The following is an 18,620-nucleotide window of genomic DNA, read 5'->3' as shown; positions in this document are numbered from 1 at the left end:
CTGCGTGTTGGTTGAGAGTCCCCCTGAACAGCGCGCGGAGACCGCCCCCGCGCCCCCGGCCCGACGGGCGGTGCGAGCCTTCGGGCTCCTCCTGGCCGTCGCGATCCTGGTGCTCGTAGCGCTGGCGAGTATCGCGATCGGTGCGAAGGAGCTGTCCCTCGGTCAGGTCTGGCACGGCCTGTTCGAGGACTCGGGGACCTATGGGGACGTCGTGGTGGCGGAGCGGCTGTCGCGGACGGTGCTCGGGCTGCTCGCGGGCGCCGCGCTCGGTCTGGCCGGGGCGGTCCTGCAAGCTCTCACGCGCAACCCGCTGGCCGACCCCGGTCTGCTCGGCATCAACGCCGGTGCCTCCGCCGCGGTCGTCACGGCCATCACGTACTTCGGGGTCACCTCGCTCAGCGGCTACGTGTGGTTCGCGTTCTTCGGCGCGGCCGCGGTCGGGGCGCTGGTGTGGTTCCTCGGCGGCAGCCGGGGGGCGACGCCGGTGCGGCTCGCGCTCGCCGGCACAGCGATCAGCGCCGCGCTGTACGGCTACCTCCAGGCCGTGATGATCATGGACGAGGCGGCGCTCGGCAAGATGCGCTTCTGGACGGTCGGTTCGCTGGCCTCGGCCACCGACTCGACCATCACGCAGGTCCTGCCGTTCCTGCTGACCGGTACGGTCCTGGCGCTGGCGCTCGCCCGGCCGCTCAACGCGATGGCCATGGGCGACGACACCGCCAAGGCCCTCGGCGCCGACCTCAACCGCACCCGGGCGCTGTCGATGCTGGCCGCGACCGTGCTGTGCGGGGCCGCGACCGCCGCGTGCGGGCCGATCGTGTTCGTCGGGCTGATGGTGCCGCACGTGGTGCGCTCCTTCACCGGGCCCGACCTGCGCTGGATCCTGCCGTACGCGGCGATCCTGTCGCCCGTGCTGCTGCTCGGAGCCGATGTCATCGGCCGGATCGTGGCCCGGCCCTCGGAACTCCAGGTGGGCATCGTCACCGCGATCCTCGGCGGCCCGGTGTTCATCCTTCTCGTACGACGGCGGAGGACGGCGCAGCTGTGAAGACCACCAACCGTGCCGTGCGGACGCCGGGCGGGCTCTCGATACGCCTGGACGTACGGGCCGTCACCGTCGTGCTCCTGCTGCTCGTCGCGGCGCTCGCGGCGAGTGTCGTGCTCATCGGCACCGGCGACTTCCCGATCCCGGCCGCCGACGTGCTGCGGACGCTGGTCGGCGAGGGCAACCCGGGTCAGGAGTTCATCGTCAACGAGCTGCGGCTGCCGCGGGTCCTCGTCGGGCTGCTGGTAGGCGCCTCGCTCGGACTGGGCGGGGCCCTGTTCCAGGCCATCTCCCGCAATCCGCTGGGCAGTCCGGACGTGCTGGGTCTCGGGCAGGGGGCGACGGCCGGCGCGCTCGTGGTGATCGTGCTGAGCTCCGGGAGCGCCAACCAGGTCGCGGCCGGGGCGCTGGTGGGCGGCCTGGTGACCGGGCTCGCCATCTATGTGCTCGCCTGGAAGCGGGGTGTGCACGGCTACCGGCTGGTCCTGGTCGGTATCGGCGTCTCCGCGATCGTCACGGCGGTCAACGGCTACCTGCTCACCAAGTCCGACATCGTGGACGCGGCCCGCGCGGTCGTGTGGATGACCGGGTCCCTAGACGGCCGGGACTGGGACCAGGTGTGGCCGCTGCTCGCGCTGACCGCCGTGCTGGTGCCGCTCGTCCTCGTCAACGCGCGCGGGCTGCGGATGATGGAGATGGGCGACGACGTGTCGTACGCCCTCGGCGTGCGGGTCGAGCGCGTACGGCTGCTGCTCATGGTGGCGGCGGTGCTGCTCACCGCGTCCGCCACCGCCGCTGCCGGTCCCGTCAGCTTCGTCGCGCTCACCGCGCCGCAGCTGGCCCGGCGTCTGACCCGCTCGCCCGGGCCGAACCTGCTGCCCTCGCTGTGCATGGGCGCGGCCCTGCTGGTCGTCGCCGACTGGGTCTCGCAGCGGGCGTTCGGCGCCGAACAGCTGCCTGTGGGCGTGGTCACCGGCGTGCTCGGCGGGGTCTACCTGCTGTGGCTGCTGGTCAGCGAGCGCAGGGCGGGCCGGATATGAGCACCGGGGTGGAGAAGAGCACCAGCGGACTGAACAACCAAGGGAGCACCGTGAACCGCCTGTCCGCCGAGAACGTCACCCTCGCCTACGACCAGCGGGTCATCGCGGAGCAGTTGTCGGTGGAGATACCCGACAACTCCTTCACCGTGATCGTGGGCCCCAACGCGTGCGGCAAGTCGACGCTGCTGCGGGCGCTGTCACGGATGCTCAAGCCGAGCGAGGGCCGGGTGCTGCTCGACGGGCAGGTCATCCAGTCGATGCCCGCGAAGAAGGTCGCGCGGACCCTCGGTCTGCTGCCCCAGTCGTCCATCGCGCCCGACGGCATCACGGTCGCCGACCTGGTCGGCCGCGGCCGCTACCCGCACCAGGGCATCCTGCGCCAGTGGTCGGCCGAGGACGAGCGCGTCGTCCAGGAGTCCATGCGGCAGACCGGCGTCGCCGAACTGGGCGACCGTTACGTCGACGAACTCTCGGGAGGCCAGCGCCAGCGCGTGTGGATCGCCATGGCGCTCGCCCAGCAGACGCCGCTGCTCCTCCTCGACGAGCCGACGACATTCCTGGACATCCAGCACCAGATCGACGTCCTGGACCTGTGCGCGGAGCTGCACGAGGAGCAGGGGCGCACGCTCGTCGCCGTGCTGCACGACCTGAACCACGCCGCCCGCTACGCCACCCACCTCATCGCCCTGCGCGAGGGCCGGATCATCGCCGAGGGCGCGCCGAAGGACATCGTCACGGCCGGACTGGTCGAGGAGGTCTTCGGGCTGCGCTGCCAGGTCATCGACGACCCCGAGACGGGCACGCCGCTGGTCGTGCCGGCGGCCCGCAAGGCCCGGGCCGGGAAGGCCACGGCTGCGGAAGCCTCCTGAGCTGCCGCGGCCGCAGCGGCTTCCTGAGCTGTCGCGGCTACAGCAGCTTCCTGAGCTGGAGCAGGTCCCGCACGCCCGCGTGCAGCTTCACACGGCCGGAGCCCCAGGCCTGGGCGAAGCTCAGCTCGCCGCCGACCAGCGCGACCAGGTCGTCGCCGGTCATGGCGAGTCTGATCTCGGCCTTGCCGGGCGGCGGCCCCGGCACGGTGTCGTGCACCTCGATCCGCCCGCCCCGCATGCGGCCGAGGAAGGTGACGTCGAGGTCCGTGATGTGGCAGCTCACCGAGCGGTCCAGGGCCGCGGCGTCGCGGACGTCCCCTTCGGCGCGCTGCATGTTGTCCGAGAGCTTGTCGAGTGCGCTGCGGCACTCCTCGATCGTGGCCATCGCGACCGACGGTACCGCAGCGGTTCGCGGTAGCGTCGTGGCATGGACGACGCAGTTCCCGAGCCCCCGCCGGCGGCGGAGGGCGAGCCGGTGCACGATCCCGCCGCCCCGGCCCCCCTGAACGTGCCCCGCACGCCGACCGGCGACGCCGGTGTGGACGCGGCCCTGGACCGGCTCGGCGACGCGGACCACCTCGCCACGGACGGGCATGTCGAGGTGTACGAGGATGTACACCGGGGGCTGCGCGACGCGCTCACCGCGCTCGACGCCCGCCCGGGACCTCCGGTGCCCCCGACGCCGCCTGGACCTAGGAGCTGAACCGAACGTGGCAGGAGTCGCACGACGCCGTCTGGACGCGGAGCTGGTCCGCCGGAAGCTCGCGCGCTCGCGCGAGCACGCCGCGCAGCTGATCGCCGCGGGGCGGGTCTCCGTCGGCAAGACCGTCGCGGCCAAACCCGCCACGCAGGTGGAGACCGCGGCCGCGATCGTGGTGGCCCAGGACGACGACGACCCCGACTACGTCTCGCGCGGCGGCCACAAGCTGGCCGGGGCGCTCTCGGTGTTCGGTCCGCGGGGGCTGGCCGTGGAGGGGCGCAGGGCGCTCGACGCGGGCGCCTCCACCGGCGGTTTCACCGACGTCCTGCTGCGGGCGGGCGCCGCGCACGTCGTCGCCGTAGACGTCGGATACGGACAACTCGCGTGGTCCCTCCAGAAGGATGAACGCGTCACCGTCAAGGACCGTACGAACGTACGCGAGTTGACGCTTGAAGCGATCGATGGGGAGCCAGTGGATCTTGTCGTGGGGGATTTGTCCTTCATCCCGCTCGGGCTGGTCCTGCCCGCCTTGGTGCGGTGCGTGAAACCGGACGCCGACCTGGTGATGATGGTCAAGCCGCAGTTCGAGGTGGGCAAGGAACGCCTCGGCAGCGGGGGAGTGGTGCGCAGCACCCAGCTGCGGGCCGAGGCGGTACGGGGGGTGGCCGAGAAGGCCTGGGGGCTGGGGCTCGGGGTGAAGGGCGTGACGGCCAGTCCGCTGCCCGGGCCGTCGGGGAATGTCGAATACTTTCTGTGGCTGCGGTCCGGGGCACCGGAACTGGACCCGGCCGAGGCAGACCGTGCAGTGGCGGAGGGGCCGCGTTGACCGAGAACCGAGCTCGTACTGTTTTCCTGCTCGCCCACACGGGCCGGCCCGCGGCCGTGCGCAGTGCCGAGCTCGTCGTGAAGGGGCTGCTGCGCTCCGGTCTGGGCGTGCGCGTCCTGGAGGCCGAGGCGCGCGACCTGCCCCTGCCGGCCGAGGTGGAGCTGGTCAAGGAGGCCACTCCGCAGTGCCTCGACGGCTGTGAGCTGCTCATCGTGCTGGGCGGTGACGGCACGCTGCTGCGCGGTGCCGAGTTCGCGCGGGCGTCGGGTGTGCCGATGCTCGGCGTCAACCTCGGGCGCGTCGGGTTCCTCGCGGAGGCCGAGCGGGACGACCTCGACAAGGTCGTCGACCGGGTGGTCACCAAGGCGTACGAGGTCGAGGAGCGGATGACCGTCGACGTCGTCGTGCACCGCAACGGGGACATCGTGCACACGGACTGGGCGCTGAACGAGGCGGCCGTGCAGAAGGTGTCCGCCGAGCGGATGCTGGAGATCGTCCTGGAGATCGACGGGCGGCCGGTGACGGGGTTCGGCTGCGACGGGATCGTGTGTGCGACGCCCACGGGGTCGACGGCGTACGCGTTCTCCGCGGGAGGGCCGGTGGTGTGGCCGGAGGTCGAGGCGCTGCTGATGGTGCCGATCTCCGCGCACGCGCTGTTCGCGAAGCCGCTCGTGACATCGCCGGATTCTGTGTTGGCTGTGGAGGTTCTGCCCCACATTCCGCCGGGTGTGCTGTGGTGTGACGGGCGGCGGACGGTCGAGTTGCCGCCCGGGGCGCGGGTGGAGGTCCGGCGGGGTGCTGTGCCGGTGCGGCTGGCGCGGCTGCACCACGCGTCCTTTACGGACCGTTTGGTGGCGAAGTTCGCGCTGCCTGTTTCCGGGTGGCGGGGGGCTCCTCACTAGCGGCTTGTGGGGGGTGGTTCCGCTTTCGTCGTCGGCTGCGGGTGGATTGTGGTTGTTCGTGCCCACGCGGCGAGCCGCAGATTGATACAGCCCCGCGCCCCCAAGAAGAGGGCGCAGCCACACTCGTGGGTGACAAGAGTGGGCCGGTCGCAATTCGCCGCCCCGACCTCGTAAGGTCGTGTCCGTGTTGGAGGAGATGCGGATACGGTCGCTGGGCGTGATCGACGATGCTGTCGTCGAGCTGTCGCCCGGGTTCACCGCGGTCACCGGTGAGACGGGTGCGGGCAAGACCATGGTGGTCACCAGCCTGGGGTTGCTGCTGGGCGGGCGGGCCGACCCGGCGCTCGTGCGGATCGGGGCCGGGAAGGCCGTCGTGGAGGGGCGGATCACCGTCCCCCGGGACGCCGCGGTCGCCGTACGCGCCGAGGAGGCCGGGGCCGAGCTCGACGACGGGGCCCTGCTGATCAGCCGTACCGTTTCCGCCGAGGGGCGCTCTCGGGCGCACCTGGGCGGGCGCAGCGTGCCCGTGGGCGTGCTCGCCGAGCTCGCCGACGAGCTGGTGGCCGTGCACGGGCAGACCGACCAGCAGGGGCTGCTCAAGCTGTCCCGGCAGCGGCAGGCGCTCGACCGGTACGCGGGCGAAGCGGTCGCCGGGCCGCTGGCCAAGTACGGCGAGGCGTACAAGCGGCTGCGGGCCGTCGCGGCCGAGCTCGACGAGATCACCACCCGGGCCCGTGAGCGGGCCCAGGAGGCCGACCTGCTGCGCTTCGGGCTCGACGAGATCGCGGCCGTCGAACCCCGCGCGGGTGAGGACGTGGAGCTGGCCGAGGAGGCCGAGCGGCTCGGGCACGCCGAGGCGCTGGCGTCCGCCGCCGCGGTCGCACACGCCGGCCTCGCGGGCAACCCCGAGGACCCCGAGGGCGTCGACGCGGGCACGCTCGTCGCGGGCGCGCAGCGGGCCCTGGACGCCGTACGGTCGCACGACCCGGCGCTGGCCGCGCTCGCCGACCGCATCGGTGAGATCGGGATCCTGCTGCGCGACGCGGCCGGCGACCTCGCGGGATACGCCGACGATCTGGACGCCGATCCGCTGCGGCTGGCGGCCGTCGAGGAGCGGCGGGCCGCGCTCACGGGGCTGACGCGCAAGTACGGCGAGGACATCGCCACCGTGCTGGCCTGGGCCGAGCAGAGCGCCGCCCGGCTGACCGAACTCGACGGTGACGACGAGCGGATCGGGGAGCTGACCGCCGAGCGGGACGCGCTGCGGTCCGAACTGGGCGGGCTGGCGCAGGCGCTGACGGACGCCCGGACGGAGGCCGCCGAGCGCTTCGCCGCCGCGGTGACAGCCGAGCTGGCCTCCCTCGCCATGCCGCACGCGCGCGTGTCCTTCGACATCCGGCAGACCGAGGACCCGGAGGGCGTCGAGGTCGGCGGCCGTCCGGTCGCCTACGGTCCCGCGGGCGCCGACGAGGTCGAGCTGCTGCTCGCCCCGCACCCGGGGGCGCCGCCGCGGCCGATCGCCAAGGGTGCGTCGGGCGGTGAACTGTCGCGCGTGATGCTGGCCGTGGAGGTGGTGTTCGCGGGGACGGACCCGGTGCCGACCTATCTCTTCGATGAGGTCGACGCGGGTGTCGGCGGCAAGGCGGCGGTCGAGATCGGCCGGCGGCTCGCACGGCTGGCGAAGACAGCGCAGGTCGTCGTCGTGACGCATCTGCCCCAGGTGGCCGCCTTCGCCGACCGGCAGCTGCTGGTCGAGAAGACCAACGACGGGTCGGTGACCCGCTCCGGCGTCAAGGTCCTCGAAGGCGAGGACCGGGTCCGGGAGCTGTCCCGCATGCTCGCCGGGCAGGAGGACTCCGAGACGGCCCGGGCGCACGCGGAGGAGCTGCTGGCGGCGGCCCGGGCGGACGGCTAGGGCCGGCGCACCGGCGGCGGTGCGGCAAGGCAGGGCGGGTCACCCGATTTCACTCGTGTGGGTGACACGGCCCGGGGCATTCCTCCGTTGCCGCCCCCCGCTGCCGCGGCGGAGGGGTTCCGGGCGTTCCCGGAACCCCCTTGTGTCCTGGCATCCTTGGCGGAGTACGCGTGCGAAACCACGTCGTGACCGCCCGACCCGAACCAGGAGCCCGGCCACGTGACCCCCGTGAGCAGCCACTCACCGCATGGCCAGTTGCCGCTGCGCACCGTGCAGGTGCTGGGCGGAGGCAATGCCGCCAGTAGCGCACATGTGCGCACGCTGGCTGCGGGGCTCGTCGCGCGGGGCGTGAAAGTCACCGTGTGCGCCCCCTATGAGGCCGATCGCGCCTATGACTTCAGCGGTGCCGGGGCCGACCACGTGCACGTACCACGTAGCAGCGACCCGGTGTCGGTGGCCGCGCTGCGGGCGGCCTGCGCCAACGCCGATCTGGTGCACGCGCACGGGCTGCACGCCTCCTTCCGTACCGTGCTCGCCCTCAGCGGGCGACGCGTGCGTACTCCGCTGGTGGTGACGTGGCACGACCGAGCGCACGCCGACGGCGCGCGTGCCCACATGCTGCGCGTGCTGGAGCGAAGGGTCGTGAAGGCGGCCACGGTGGTGCTGGGGACGACCTCGGCGCTCGTGGACCGGGCCCGGCGGACCGGCGCGCGGGACGCCCGGCTCGCGGCCGTCGCACTGCCCGGTCCCCGCAGGCCCCGTGAGCCCGACGACCCCGACCGGCGGCGGCCCAAGGTGCGCGCCGAACTCGGCTCCATCGGACGGCCGTTGCTGATGGCGGTCGGCTCCCTGGAACGCCACCGCGGATACGACGTGCTGCTGGACGCCGCACGCGCCTGGCGCCGCCTCGATCCCGTGCCGCTGGTCGTGATCGCCGGGGAGGGACCGCTGCGCGGTGAACTCCAGGCGCGGATCGAGGAGGAGGGGCTGCCGGTCCGGCTCATCGGGCGGCGCGACGACATCACCGATCTGCTCGCCGCTGCCGACCTCGCCCTGCTGCCGAGCCGCTGGGAGGCACGCTCCGTCCTCGCCCAGGAGGCCCTCCACGCACGCGTGCCACTCGTCGCGACCGAGGTCGGCGGCATCCCCGAACTCGTCGGCGACGCGGCCGAACTCGTCCCGTACGGGGACGCGAAGGCCCTCGCCGACGCCGTCGTGCGGCTGCTCGGGGACCAGGAACGGCGGGACCTGCTGGCGGCCAAAGGCGCCCGGCAGGCCGCCACCTGGCCGACCGAGGACGAGACGGTCGCCCAAGTGCTCAGCGTGTACGACGAGTTGACCCAGCCCCGTCCTCTTCCGTAGAAACCGTCACTGCACGTGCCTGCGGGCCCGCAGGGCCAGGCTCAGGGCCAGGACCGTCTGCGGGTCGTCGAGGTCCGTGCCCAGCAACTCCCCGATGCGGGCCAGGCGGTTGTACAGGGTCTGCCGGTTCAGATGCAGCTCGCGGGCCGTCTCCGCCTTGCGTCCCGCGTGGGCGAGGTAGGTCGTGAGCGTGGGCAGCAGCGGCGGCCGGGAGCGGCGGTCGTGTTCCAGCAGCGGGCCGAGGGCGCGGTCCACAAAGGCCGCCAGGTCCTCGTGGTCGCGCAGCCGCCACAGCAACAGGTCGATGTCGAGGCGGCGGGCGTCGTACCAGGGCCGGTCCGGCAGGCCCTGGGCCGCCGTCGCCGTCTCGGCCGCGTGCCGCAGGCCTGAGGCGGCGGCCGGCCAGGGACCCGCCGCCCCCACGACCATCACGGGCGGCTGCCCGCCCGGCCGCGGCAGCCCGGCCCGGCCCACACCGGCCCGCAGAGCCGCCGCGACCCGGTCCGCGACCGCCGCCCGCTCCGACTCCGCACGCAGCCCGAGCAGCACCAGCACCCGGCCCTCCACCGGCCGCACCCCGAGCAGCACCGGCACGCCCAACGACGACAGCTCCTCCGAGACCGCGCGGGCCAGCACGGCCCAGCCACCCCCGCTCTCGGCTCCGCCGGAGCGGGCACCGCCCCCGTCCGCGGACAGGGCGTCCCCGAGCCGCATGACCACCGGCAGCAGCGGGCCGTTGCCCGGCCGGAAACCCAGGACGCGGGCCTGCGCCGGGGCGTCCTCGGCCGTGACCCGGCCCTCGGCGAGGTCGGTGAGGAAGTCGCCGCGCCCGCGCGCCGCCAGTTCCTCCTCCTGGCGGGCCTGCATCAGTACCACGGCCAGGATGCCCGCGGCCCGCTCGGCGGCCATCCGGTGCACCGGAGCCAGGGGAGTCCGCACGGGCAGCAGAATGAGCCGGGCCCGGACGCCCCCGCTGCCCGGCCCGCCGCCCGGCACGTCCACGAGCACCGATCCCGCGAGCGGCGGCTCGTCCTTGTGCTGGCCGCGCAGCCCCTCCCACACCTGGAGCGGGTCCGCACCCTCGGGCCCGGACCCGGCCGCGTACAGCAACTGCCCGTCCGCCGTCTCCAGGAACACCGGGTTCGCGGCGAAGTCGGCGAGGATGCCGAGCACTTGGGGCACCCCGCCGCCGCTCAGCAGGGCCTGCGTGCACCGCCGGTGCACCTCCTCGGCCCGCTGCAGCAGCGCGTAGTGGCCGTTGACGATCTCGGTGTGGACCTCCTCCGTGACCGTCACGAACGGCACCTCGCGGTGCAGCTGGACGAGCGGCAGCCCGGCGGAGCGTGCCGTGTCGACGAGGGCCGCGGGCAGCCGGGTGAAGCGCGGACCGAGCTCCACGACCAGGGCCGCGATGCCGCGCTCGGCCAGGGTGCGCACGAACGCCCGCTGCTCGGCGGGCCGGGTGCCGAGGCCGTAGCCCGTGGTCAGCAGGAGTTCACCGCCCTTGAGCAGGGAGGCGATGTGCGGCACCTCGCCGGCGTGCACCCAGCGCACGGTCCGCCCGAGCCGCTCGGCGCCCGCCAGCACCTCGGGCAGCCCGCTGCGCAGCCCCGGCAGCTCCAGCGCCCGCTGCACGGTGATCCCGGCGCCCTGGGTGTCGTAACCGCTGTCCGTCCCGCTCTCCATGTGCCGGACGCTACCCGCGCGGGAGCCCTGCGGACATCTCCGGCGGGGCACCGAAATGATCACCTCCCGGATCCCGCGCCGGATCTCCCCCCGGATTAGCGCGTGACCGACCGGGTACGGGCGCCGTCATGGACATGAGCGTGGTGGCGGTAGGGCGGGAGGACGACAGTCCGGTCGAGGAGCCGTTGCGGGTCGCGGTGCTCGCCGACCGGCTCGGGTACCGGGAGGTCTGGGCCGGCGAGGGACCCACGTGGGACTCGTTCGTCCTGGCGACGGCGATCGGCGCCGCCACCGAGCAGGTCGCGCTGACCGCCGGGCCCGTCCCGGTGTCGGTGCGCGATCCGCTCACCATCGTCCGGGGTGCCGCCTCCACCGCGGCCGTCACCGGCCGGCCCGTCGGGGTGGCCCTGGGCACGTCCAGCAAGCGGGTCGTCGAGGGCGTGCACGGCCGGCCGCGTACCCGGCCCGCGGCGGCCCTGGCGGAGTCGGCGTCGGCCGTACGGGCGCTGATGGACAGTGTGCCGGGCGAGCCGATCGTGCCCGGCAGCGGCTTTCCGCGCCGGCTGCCGCCGCCCGGAGGCACGGTCACCGTCGCCGCGTTCGGGGAGCGGGCCGTCGCCGCCGCCGTCGCGCACTCCGACCGGATGCTGCTCGACCTCGTCTCGCCCGAGCAGGTCCGCATGCTGCGCGGCCGGATGCTCGCGGCCGCCGAGAAGGCGGGACGTACCCCGCCGCGGCTGGCCGCCTGGCTGCCCGCCGCCGTCGATCCGGAGCCGGAGACGCTCACGCAGGTCCTGCGCAGCGTCGTCGGCTACCTCGCGGTGCCGGGCTACAGCGACATGTTCGTCGACGCGGGGTTCGCCGAGGTCGTCGAGCTGGCCGCCAAGGGCGCCGACGCCGACACCCTGCTGCGGGCGTTGCCGCCCGAGGCCGCCGGCACGGTCGCCCTCGTCGGCGACACGGACACCGTCCGCGCCCGCATCGCCGCCTACGCCGAGGCCGGACTGGACGAGATAGCCCTCGTCCCGGCCACGGCCGCGGACCCCGCGGGGGAGCGCACGCTCACGGCCCTCAGGCCGCAGTGAGGCCCACGGGAGGGCCGGAGTGACACCCCCGGGTGACGCCCCCGCTCAGCCGCCGTACGCGCCCGAAGCCGTCAGACGCAGTGCCGTGTCGATGAGCGGCACATGGCTGAAGGCCTGCGGGAAGTTGCCGACCTGGCGCTGCAGACGGGGGTCCCACTCCTCGGCCAGCAGACCGAGGTCGTTGCGCAGGGACAGCAGCTTCTCGAACAGCTTGCGGGCCTCGTCCACGCGGCCGATCATCGCCAGGTCGTCGGCCATCCAGAACGAGCACGCCAGGAACGCGCCCTCGTCGCCGGGCAGACCGTCGACGTTCTCGTCGCCGCTGGTGGTCGGGTAGCGCAGGATGAAACCGTCAGACGTGGACAGCTCACGCTGGATCGCCTCGATCGTGCCGATGACCCGCTTGTCGTCCGGCGGCAGGAAGCCCATCTGCGGGATCAGCAGCAGGGAGGCGTCCAGCTCCTTCGAGCCGTACGACTGGGTGAAGGTGTTGCGCTCCTTGTCGTAGCCCCGCTCGCACACGTCCCGGTGGATGTCGTCGCGCAGCTCCCGCCAGCGCTCCAGCGGGCCGTCCGCGTCACCGGACTCGATCAGCTTGATCGTGCGGTCGACCGCGACCCAGGCCATCACCTTGGAGTGCACGAAGTGGCGGCGCGGGCCGCGCACCTCCCAGATGCCCTCGTCCGGCTCCTGCCAGTGGTCCTCCAGGTAGCGGATCAGCTTCAGCTGGAGCAGCGAGGCGTAGTCGTTGCGGGCGAGGCCCGTCATGTGGGCCAGATGCAGGGCCTCGGTGACCTCGCCGTACACGTCCAGCTGGAGCTGGTGGGCCGCGCCGTTGCCGACCCGGACCGGGCCGGAGTTCTCGTATCCGGGCAGCCAGTCCAGCTCCGCCTCGCCGAGCTCGCGCTCGCCGGCGATGCCGTACATGATCTGCAGGTTCTCCGGGTCGCCGGCCACCGCCCGCAGCAGCCACTCGCGCCAGGCGCGGGCCTCCTCGCGGTAGCCGGTGCGCAGCAGCGAGGACAGGGTGATCGCCGCGTCGCGCAGCCAGGTGTAGCGGTAGTCCCAATTGCGGACGCCGCCGATGTCCTCCGGCAGGGAGGTGGTGGGCGCGGCGACGATGCCGCCGGTCGGGGCGTACGTCAGGGCCTTCAGCGTGATCAGCGAGCGGACCACGGCCTCCCGGTACGGGCCGTGGTACGTACAGTGGTCGACCCACTCGCGCCAGAAGTCCTCCGTCGCCTCCAGCGACTGCTCCGGCTCGGGCAGCGGCGGCGGCTCCTTGTGCGAGGGCTGCCAGGAGATCGTGAACGCGATCCGGTCACCCGGTGCGACCGTGAAGTCCGCGTACGTCGTCAGCGACTTGCCGTAGGTCTCCGCGGATGTGTCGAACCACACGGAGTCGGGGCCCGCCACGGCCACCGTGCGCCCCTCGTGCTTGTGCACCCACGGCACCACCCGCCCGTAGGAGAACCGCATCCTGAGCGCCGAGCGCATCGGCACGCGGCCCGAGACGCCCTCCACGATCCGGATCAGCTGCGGGGCGCCGTCACGCGGCGGCATGAAGTCGGTCACCCGGACCGTGCCCCGCTGGGTGTCCCACTCCGACTCCAGGATCAGCGAGTCGCCCCGGTAGCTGCGCCGCGCTGCCGTGGGGGGCTGCTGGTCGGAGGCGTACGCGGGGCCGAGCCGCCAGAAGCCGTGCTCCTCGGTGCCCAGCAGGCCGGCGAAGATGGCGTGCGAGTCGAAGCGGGGCAGGCACAGCCAGTCGACTGTGCCGTCCCGGCAGACCAGGGCAGCGGTCTGCATGTCTCCGATGAGTGCGTAGTCTTCGATGCGCCCGGCCACGTGCAACTCCAGTCGAACGGCCACGTCACCCCACGAGGGGGCTGTCGCTAGTGCGGTCAAGGGGGGTTTCAGCAAGTCTTGCAGTGCGGCGTTGAGCAATGAAGCAAAACAGGTCACTCAGCCCTGATGCAAAGCGCCAATTGTTGCTCAACGAACTGACGAGCTCACGTTGTTCCGGTGCTTACGGGCGGGGGGTGGTCCCGTTGGGCCGGACGGGCTCGGCAGCGAGTGTCCGAGCAGGATACGACGCAGGCGGATGATCCGGGTGCCCGTCCGGACAAGGGGAGTACGCCGAACGAGTGAGCAACGGGTGAGGAAGCGGTGAGTGTGGCCGCCTCCGTGTCGGGATGTGTGCGGAGCGTGGCCGGAAGCCGGCGCCCCGCGGCGCTGATACGCTGGTAGCCCGTGGACCGGTGGGCCCCTTCCCGACAGGGAACCCCCGAACCGCAGCGACGGCACCCCGGAATTCTCCGGCGGGCAGCCGCACCGCACCCCCAGACCGCGACCACGGGAGCCCCGTCTTGGCCATGCCGCCCGCCGCTTTTCGTAATTCGACGACCAAGCACATCTTCGTCACCGGGGGTGTCGCCTCCTCGCTGGGCAAGGGCCTGACGGCCTCCAGCCTCGGCATGCTGCTCAAGGCCCGCGGTCTGCGCGTCGTGATGCAGAAGCTCGACCCGTACCTGAACGTGGACCCGGGCACGATGAACCCCTTCCAGCACGGTGAGGTGTTCGTCACCAACGACGGCGCCGAGACCGACCTGGACATCGGCCACTACGAGCGCTTCCTCGACCGCGACCTCGACGGCTCCGCCAACGTCACCACCGGCCAGGTGTACAACACCGTGATCGCCAAGGAGCGGCGCGGCGAGTACCTGGGTGACACCGTGCAGGTCATCCCGCACATCACCAACGAGATCAAGCACCGCATCCGCCGCATGGCGACGGACGAGGTCGACGTCGTGATCACCGAGGTCGGCGGCACGGTCGGCGACATCGAGTCGCTGCCGTTCCTGGAGACCGTCCGCCAGGTCCGTCACGAGGTCGGCCGTGACAACGTCTTCGTCGTCCATATCTCGCTCCTGCCGTACATCGGCCCCTCGGGTGAGCTGAAGACGAAGCCCACCCAGCACTCGGTTGCGGCCCTGCGCAACATCGGTATCCAGCCGGACGCGATCGTGCTGCGCTGCGACCGCGAGGTACCCACCGCGATCAAGCGGAAGATCTCGCTGATGTGCGACGTCGACGAGGCCGCCGTCGTGGCCTGCCCCGACGCCCGCTCGATCTACGACATCCCGAAGACCGTGCACGGCGAGGGCCTGGACGCCTACGTCGTCCGCAAGCTGGACCTGCCGTTCCGCGACGTCGACTGGACGACCTGGGACGACCTGCTCGACCGCGTCCACAACCCCGACCACGAGATCACCCTCGCCCTGGTCGGCAAGTACATCGACCTGCCCGACGCCTACCTGTCGGTCACCGAGGCGCTGCGCGCCGGCGGCTTCGCCAACCGCGCCCGCGTGAAGATCAAGTGGGTCACCTCCGACGACTGCAAGACCCCGGCGGGCGCCGCGGCGCAGCTCGGCGACGTCGACGGCATCTGCATCCCCGGCGGCTTCGGCGACCGCGGTGTGCTCGGCAAGGTCGGCGCGATCAAGTACGCCCGCGAGAACAAGATCCCGCTGCTCGGCCTCTGCCTCGGCCTGCAGTGCATCGTGATCGAGGCCGCGCGCAACCTGGCCGACATCACCGACGCCAACTCCACCGAGTTCGACCCGGCCACCGGCCACCCCGTCATCTCCACCATGGCCGAGCAGCTCGACATCGTCGCCGGTGAGGGTGACATGGGCGGCACCATGCGGCTCGGCATGTACCCGGCCAAGCTCGCCGAGGGCTCGATCGTGCGCGAGGTGTACGACGGCAAGGAGTACGTCGAGGAGCGCCACCGGCACCGCTACGAGGTGAACAACGCCTACCGGGCCGAGCTGGAGAAGCAGACGGGCATCCAGTTCTCCGGCACCTCGCCGGACGGCAAGCTCGTCGAGTACGTCGAGTACCCGCGCGACGTCCACCCGTACCTGGTCGCCACGCAGGCCCACCCGGAGCTGCGCTCCCGGCCGACGCGCCCGCACCCGCTGTTCGCCGGGCTCGTCAAGGCCTCGGTCGAGCGGAAGACTTCGAAGTAACACACCAGTTGTACGGTGGCCGGGGTGCATCCCTTCAAAGGGTGTGCACCCCGGTTTCGTTTCGGCAGGTCGTGTGGCACGTGGAAGGACAGGCATGACGATCAAGGACGCCCCGGAGGAGTGGGAGATCCGGGCGACGCAGACTCCCTTCGTGGGCAACAAGACCTCCGTCCGCACCGACGCCGTGGTCATGCCCGACGGCACCGTGGTCGGCCGCGACTATCAGGTCCACCCCGGCTCCGTGGCCGTCCTCGCCCTCGACGCGGACGACCGCGTGCTGGTGCTGCGCCAGTACCGCCACCCCGTGCGCCACAAGCTGTGGGAGATCCCGGCCGGACTGCTCGACGTCCCCGGCGAGAACCCGCTGCACGCCGCGCAGCGCGAGCTGTACGAGGAGGCGCACGTCAAGGCCGAGGACTGGCGGGTGCTGACCGACGTCTACACCACGCCCGGCGGCTGCGACGAGGCCGTCCGGATCTTCCTGGCGCGCGACCTGTCCGAGGCCGAGGGCGAGCGCTTCGCCGTCGAAGAGGAAGAGGCCGACATGGTCCTGGACCGGGTGCCGGTCGAGGACCTCGTGCGGGGCGTGCTGGCCGGCGAGCTCCACAACAACTGCCTCGTCGTGGGCGTCCTCTCGCTGGTCGCCGCCCGGGGTGGTGACGGCCTGGACGCCCTGCGCCCGGCCCTGGCGCCGTGGCCGGCGCGTCCGTTCGAGGCGTAGCGCTGCGCCGGGGGTGCCGCGGGGGTCGTCCCTCGGGTGCGGCACCGTCGTGGCTCGTCGCGCCCGCGCGGCGGAGCCGCAGATCCGGCACAGGCCCGCGCCCCTTTCGGGCGCGACCCCGACGCTGTCAGTCCTACGATCTGTTGATCCGATCGGGGGAAGTGGCCGTCCCCCCGCCGTGCTCCACCCGGAACGTTGCAGAGCGTGAATTAGGCTCTGAGGCACGCCCGAACCGGAGTCCCGGCGGGCTCGCGTGTGCGGTGGGACGGGAGTGTGGCCCGTGGCGGATCAGGTCGTGGAGACAGGCGACGTGCGGCACGCCGGGCGCGCTGCCGGGGAGATCGAGTTCCTGGGCCGCACACGGGAGTTGAAGGAACTGCGCGCCGACATCGAGCGCGCCGGACTGGACACCCTGGCCGGCCGCAAAGCACCCCGCGCGCGCGTGCTGCTCATCGCCGGCCGGCCCGGGTCGGGCCGCACGGCACTCGCCGAGGAACTCGTCCGGCAGGTTGCGGACCGTTACCCCGACGGAGTGCTGCGGGCGAGACTGACCGAGCCGGGCGGCACCCCGGTCCCCGTCGGACGTGCCGCCCGCCACCTCCTCACCGCCCTGGACAGTCCGGCGCCGGCCGGGGCCTGCGAGGACGACCTCACCGACGCCCTGCGCACCGCCCTGGCCGACCGCCGAGCCCTGCTCCTGCTGGACGACGCGGCCGACGCCGGGCAGGTCGACGCCCTGCTCCCCGACACCCCGGACTGTCTCGTCGTCGCGGTCTCCGAAGGCCCGCTGACCGGCATCTCCGACGTCCGCCCCTGCACCCTGGGCGGCCTGGACGCCAAATCCGGGGTGGAGCTGCTGACCCGGCACACCGGCTCGGTCCGCATCACCGTCGACCCCCGGGCCGCCGAGGGCCTCGCCGAGGAGTGCCAGGGGCAGCCCGCCGCGCTGATGCTGGCGGGGGGCTGGCTCGCGGCCCGCCCCAAGGCCTCCGTCTCCGACCTCGCCAAGCAGCTGCGCGCCGAGGACACCGAGGGCACCGCCCTGACCCGGGTGTTCCGGCTCGCCTACGCCGCCCTGCCCGCCGGCGCCGCCCGGATGCTGCGTCTGCTCGCCCTCGCCCCGGCCGGACTGGTCGACCCGCAGACCGCCTCCGCACTCGCAGGCTGCTCGGTGGACAGCGCGCACACCACCCTCGACGACTTCGTCGCCCTGGGCTTCCTGCACGCGGTGGACACACCGCTGCCGCAGTACGAGGTGCCCGGCTGCCTGCACCCCCAGCTGCGGATCCTCGCCGAGCACCAGGAACGCCCCGCCGAGCTCGAGCTGGCCCGCGCCCGCATGCTGGAGCGGACCGTACGCCTGCTCCAGGCCTGCCGGGCCATCACCGAGACCGACAGCCCCCAGGCGCGCCAGAAGCTCCTCGACATGCCGAGTGCACTGCGCTTCCCCACTCCGAGGGCGGCCGCCGACTGGCTGCGCCTGACCCGGCCCGCGCTGCTGGCCTCGGTCCGGCTCGCGGTCGCCGACGGGGAGCTGGACACCCTGGCCCGACGGCTGATGACCCAGCTGGTCCGGGCGATGGCGGCGCACATCGGCACCCAGGCCGCCGCCGCCGACCTCTACGACATCCACAGCCTCGTCCTCGGCATCGCCGAGCGCCGCAACCTGCCCCGCGAGCGTGCCGCGGCCCTGCTGAACCTCGGCGACCTCGACGCCCGCGCCGGCCGTACCGCCGACGCCCTGACGAGCTACCGGGCCGCGCTGGACGCCGGGCGCGAGGTGAACGACCCGTACGCGACATGCCGCGCGATGGAATCCGTAGGCGGCGCGCACCTGGAGCTCGGCGACTACGACCGGGCCGCCGACTGGTTCGGCCGCGCGCTGGTCGAGCGGCTCGCCCGGGGCGAGCGCGCCGAGGCCGCCCGGCTCTACGGGCGGATCGCCGCCGCACACACCTTCGCGGGCCGCTACGGCGAGGCCCTGCGGAACTGGCGCGCGGCGGTCGCAGGGCACCGCAAGAACGGCGACGTGGCCGCCCAGGCATGCGCCTTGAGCGAGCTGGCGCGGGTGCAGGAGTACGCGGGCCGGCCCGAGGAGTCGCTGCGCACCTGCCGGGAGGCGGTGGAGTGGGCGCGGCGCGCCGAGGACCCGCGACTGCAGGCCGCCCTGCATCTGCGGGTCGCCGACACCCTGGAGCACCTGGGCGATCCCGCGTCGGCCGGGCTGCACCGGGGCGCCGCCGAGCGGATTCTCGGCGACTCAAACCTTCAAAATGACCCTGACGCCTGCGAAATCCGTACCGCATCAGCTGAAGATTGATGCAATGAAAGGCTAGACAGCGAGAACACCTTCATTAGACTGGCTCTGCCGCACGTTCTCCTGCGGTCTCTCCCGGTGTGCCCGTGCGTGCCCGGGTATGTCTAAGAAATACCCC

General features: G+C 72.9%; 15 protein-coding genes. 12 read left to right on the top strand and 3 right to left on the bottom strand.

Annotation, left to right across the window (positions count from 1 at the left end; genetic code table 11):
- The first annotated feature begins 4 nt into the window (after positions 1 to 4).
- From RFN52_RS08625 to RFN52_RS08615, 3 genes are read left to right on the top strand one after another with little or no spacing between them, the layout of a single operon-like run.
- Complete coding sequence (locus RFN52_RS08625) at positions 5 to 1,048, top strand: FecCD family ABC transporter permease (protein ID WP_184844596.1); 1,044 nt, start codon at positions 5 to 7, stop codon at positions 1,046 to 1,048.
- Positions 1,045 to 2,085: a FecCD family ABC transporter permease gene (locus RFN52_RS08620; protein WP_184844593.1), complete on the top strand. Its 1,041-nt coding sequence runs from the start codon at positions 1,045 to 1,047 to the stop codon at positions 2,083 to 2,085. The genes RFN52_RS08625 and RFN52_RS08620 overlap by 4 nt, the downstream gene beginning before the upstream one ends.
- Positions 2,082 to 2,954, top strand: a complete 873-nt coding sequence (locus RFN52_RS08615; protein ID WP_184844590.1) for an ABC transporter ATP-binding protein — start codon at positions 2,082 to 2,084, stop codon at positions 2,952 to 2,954. Before RFN52_RS08620 ends, RFN52_RS08615 begins: the two co-directional genes overlap by 4 nt.
- Before the next feature lie 37 nt (positions 2,955 to 2,991).
- Here the strand turns inward: RFN52_RS08615 and RFN52_RS08610 are convergent, their stop codons facing one another.
- Entirely contained in the window at positions 2,992 to 3,339 is a 348-nt protein-coding gene (locus RFN52_RS08610) for a sterol-binding protein (protein ID WP_184844587.1), read from the bottom strand.
- A 42-nt stretch (positions 3,340 to 3,381) separates the two neighbouring features.
- On the opposite strand from RFN52_RS08610, the gene RFN52_RS08605 reads away from it, so the two are divergent.
- The 5 genes from RFN52_RS08605 (at position 3,382) to RFN52_RS08585 (ending at position 8,659) form a co-directional block, all read left to right on the top strand.
- Positions 3,382 to 3,657, top strand: coding sequence for a hypothetical protein (locus RFN52_RS08605; RefSeq protein WP_184844584.1), 276 nt, complete (start codon positions 3,382 to 3,384; stop codon positions 3,655 to 3,657).
- A gap of 7 nt (positions 3,658 to 3,664) precedes the next feature.
- Positions 3,665 to 4,480: a TlyA family RNA methyltransferase gene (locus RFN52_RS08600; RefSeq protein WP_184844581.1), complete on the top strand. Its 816-nt coding sequence runs from the start codon at positions 3,665 to 3,667 to the stop codon at positions 4,478 to 4,480.
- Positions 4,477 to 5,382, top strand: a complete 906-nt coding sequence (locus RFN52_RS08595; RefSeq protein ID WP_031112347.1) for an NAD kinase — start codon at positions 4,477 to 4,479, stop codon at positions 5,380 to 5,382. The genes RFN52_RS08600 and RFN52_RS08595 overlap by 4 nt, the downstream gene beginning before the upstream one ends.
- A 196-nt stretch (positions 5,383 to 5,578) precedes the next feature.
- Positions 5,579 to 7,297: a DNA repair protein RecN gene (recN, locus tag RFN52_RS08590; RefSeq protein WP_184853832.1), complete on the top strand. Its 1,719-nt coding sequence runs from the start codon at positions 5,579 to 5,581 to the stop codon at positions 7,295 to 7,297.
- Between the two features lie 219 nt (positions 7,298 to 7,516).
- On the top strand, positions 7,517 to 8,659 hold the full coding sequence (locus RFN52_RS08585; protein ID WP_184844578.1) for a glycosyltransferase family 4 protein: 1,143 nt from the start codon (positions 7,517 to 7,519) through the stop codon (positions 8,657 to 8,659).
- A gap of 6 nt (positions 8,660 to 8,665) precedes the next feature.
- Here RFN52_RS08585 and RFN52_RS08580 read toward each other — a convergent pair whose 3' ends face one another.
- Positions 8,666 to 10,345 carry a PucR family transcriptional regulator gene (locus RFN52_RS08580; RefSeq protein WP_184844574.1) on the bottom strand — a complete coding sequence of 560 codons (1,680 nt, stop codon included), beginning with the start codon at positions 10,343 to 10,345 and terminating at the stop codon, positions 8,666 to 8,668.
- Positions 10,346 to 10,473: 128 nt separating this feature from the next.
- Here RFN52_RS08580 and RFN52_RS08575 point away from each other — a divergent pair, with 128 nt between their 5' ends.
- Positions 10,474 to 11,430 (top strand): LLM class F420-dependent oxidoreductase, encoded by a 957-nt coding sequence (locus RFN52_RS08575; protein WP_184844572.1) that lies wholly within the window; start codon positions 10,474 to 10,476, stop codon positions 11,428 to 11,430.
- 45 nt (positions 11,431 to 11,475) lie between these two features.
- Here the strand turns inward: RFN52_RS08575 and RFN52_RS08570 are convergent, their stop codons facing one another.
- A complete protein-coding gene (locus RFN52_RS08570) occupies positions 11,476 to 13,278 on the bottom strand; it encodes a glycoside hydrolase family 15 protein (protein ID WP_031110122.1) in 1,803 nt (600 codons plus the stop codon).
- A gap of 527 nt (positions 13,279 to 13,805) precedes the next feature.
- Here RFN52_RS08570 and pyrG point away from each other — a divergent pair.
- From pyrG to RFN52_RS08555, 3 genes are all read left to right on the top strand, one after another.
- Entirely contained in the window at positions 13,806 to 15,464 is a 1,659-nt protein-coding gene (gene pyrG, locus RFN52_RS08565) for a CTP synthase (RefSeq protein WP_184853831.1), read from the top strand.
- Between the two features lie 94 nt (positions 15,465 to 15,558).
- A complete protein-coding gene (locus RFN52_RS08560; RefSeq protein ID WP_184844568.1) occupies positions 15,559 to 16,185 on the top strand; it encodes an NUDIX domain-containing protein in 627 nt (208 codons plus the stop codon).
- Positions 16,186 to 16,465: 280 nt separating this feature from the next.
- A complete protein-coding gene (locus tag RFN52_RS08555) occupies positions 16,466 to 18,505 on the top strand; it encodes a tetratricopeptide repeat protein (protein ID WP_184844565.1) in 2,040 nt (679 codons plus the stop codon).
- The last annotated feature ends 115 nt before the right edge of the window (positions 18,506 to 18,620 follow it).

Origin of the sequence: Streptomyces collinus (assembly GCF_031348265.1) — a bacterium.
In the GTDB taxonomy this organism is placed as follows: Bacteria; Actinomycetota; Actinomycetes; order Streptomycetales; family Streptomycetaceae; genus Streptomyces; species Streptomyces collinus.
This window is presented reverse-complemented; position numbering and strand designations above follow the sequence as displayed.

Excerpts from the sequence above, each read along its gene's own strand:
- RFN52_RS08615 (WP_184844590.1), top strand. The coding sequence starts at position 2,082 with ATGAGCACCGGGGTGGAGAAGAGCACCAGCGGACTGAACAACCAAGGG.
- RFN52_RS08610 (WP_184844587.1), bottom strand. The coding sequence starts at position 3,339 with ATGGCCACGATCGAGGAGTGCCGCAGCGCACTCGACAAGCTCTCGGAC.
- RFN52_RS08605 (WP_184844584.1), top strand. The coding sequence starts at position 3,382 with ATGGACGACGCAGTTCCCGAGCCCCCGCCGGCGGCGGAGGGCGAGCCG.
- recN (WP_184853832.1), top strand. The coding sequence starts at position 5,579 with ATGCGGATACGGTCGCTGGGCGTGATCGACGATGCTGTCGTCGAGCTG.
- RFN52_RS08580 (WP_184844574.1), bottom strand. The coding sequence starts at position 10,345 with ATGGAGAGCGGGACGGACAGCGGTTACGACACCCAGGGCGCCGGGATC.
- RFN52_RS08575 (WP_184844572.1), top strand. The coding sequence starts at position 10,474 with ATGGACATGAGCGTGGTGGCGGTAGGGCGGGAGGACGACAGTCCGGTC.
- pyrG (WP_184853831.1), top strand. The coding sequence starts at position 13,806 with ATGCCGCCCGCCGCTTTTCGTAATTCGACGACCAAGCACATCTTCGTC.
- RFN52_RS08560 (WP_184844568.1), top strand. The coding sequence starts at position 15,559 with ATGACGATCAAGGACGCCCCGGAGGAGTGGGAGATCCGGGCGACGCAG.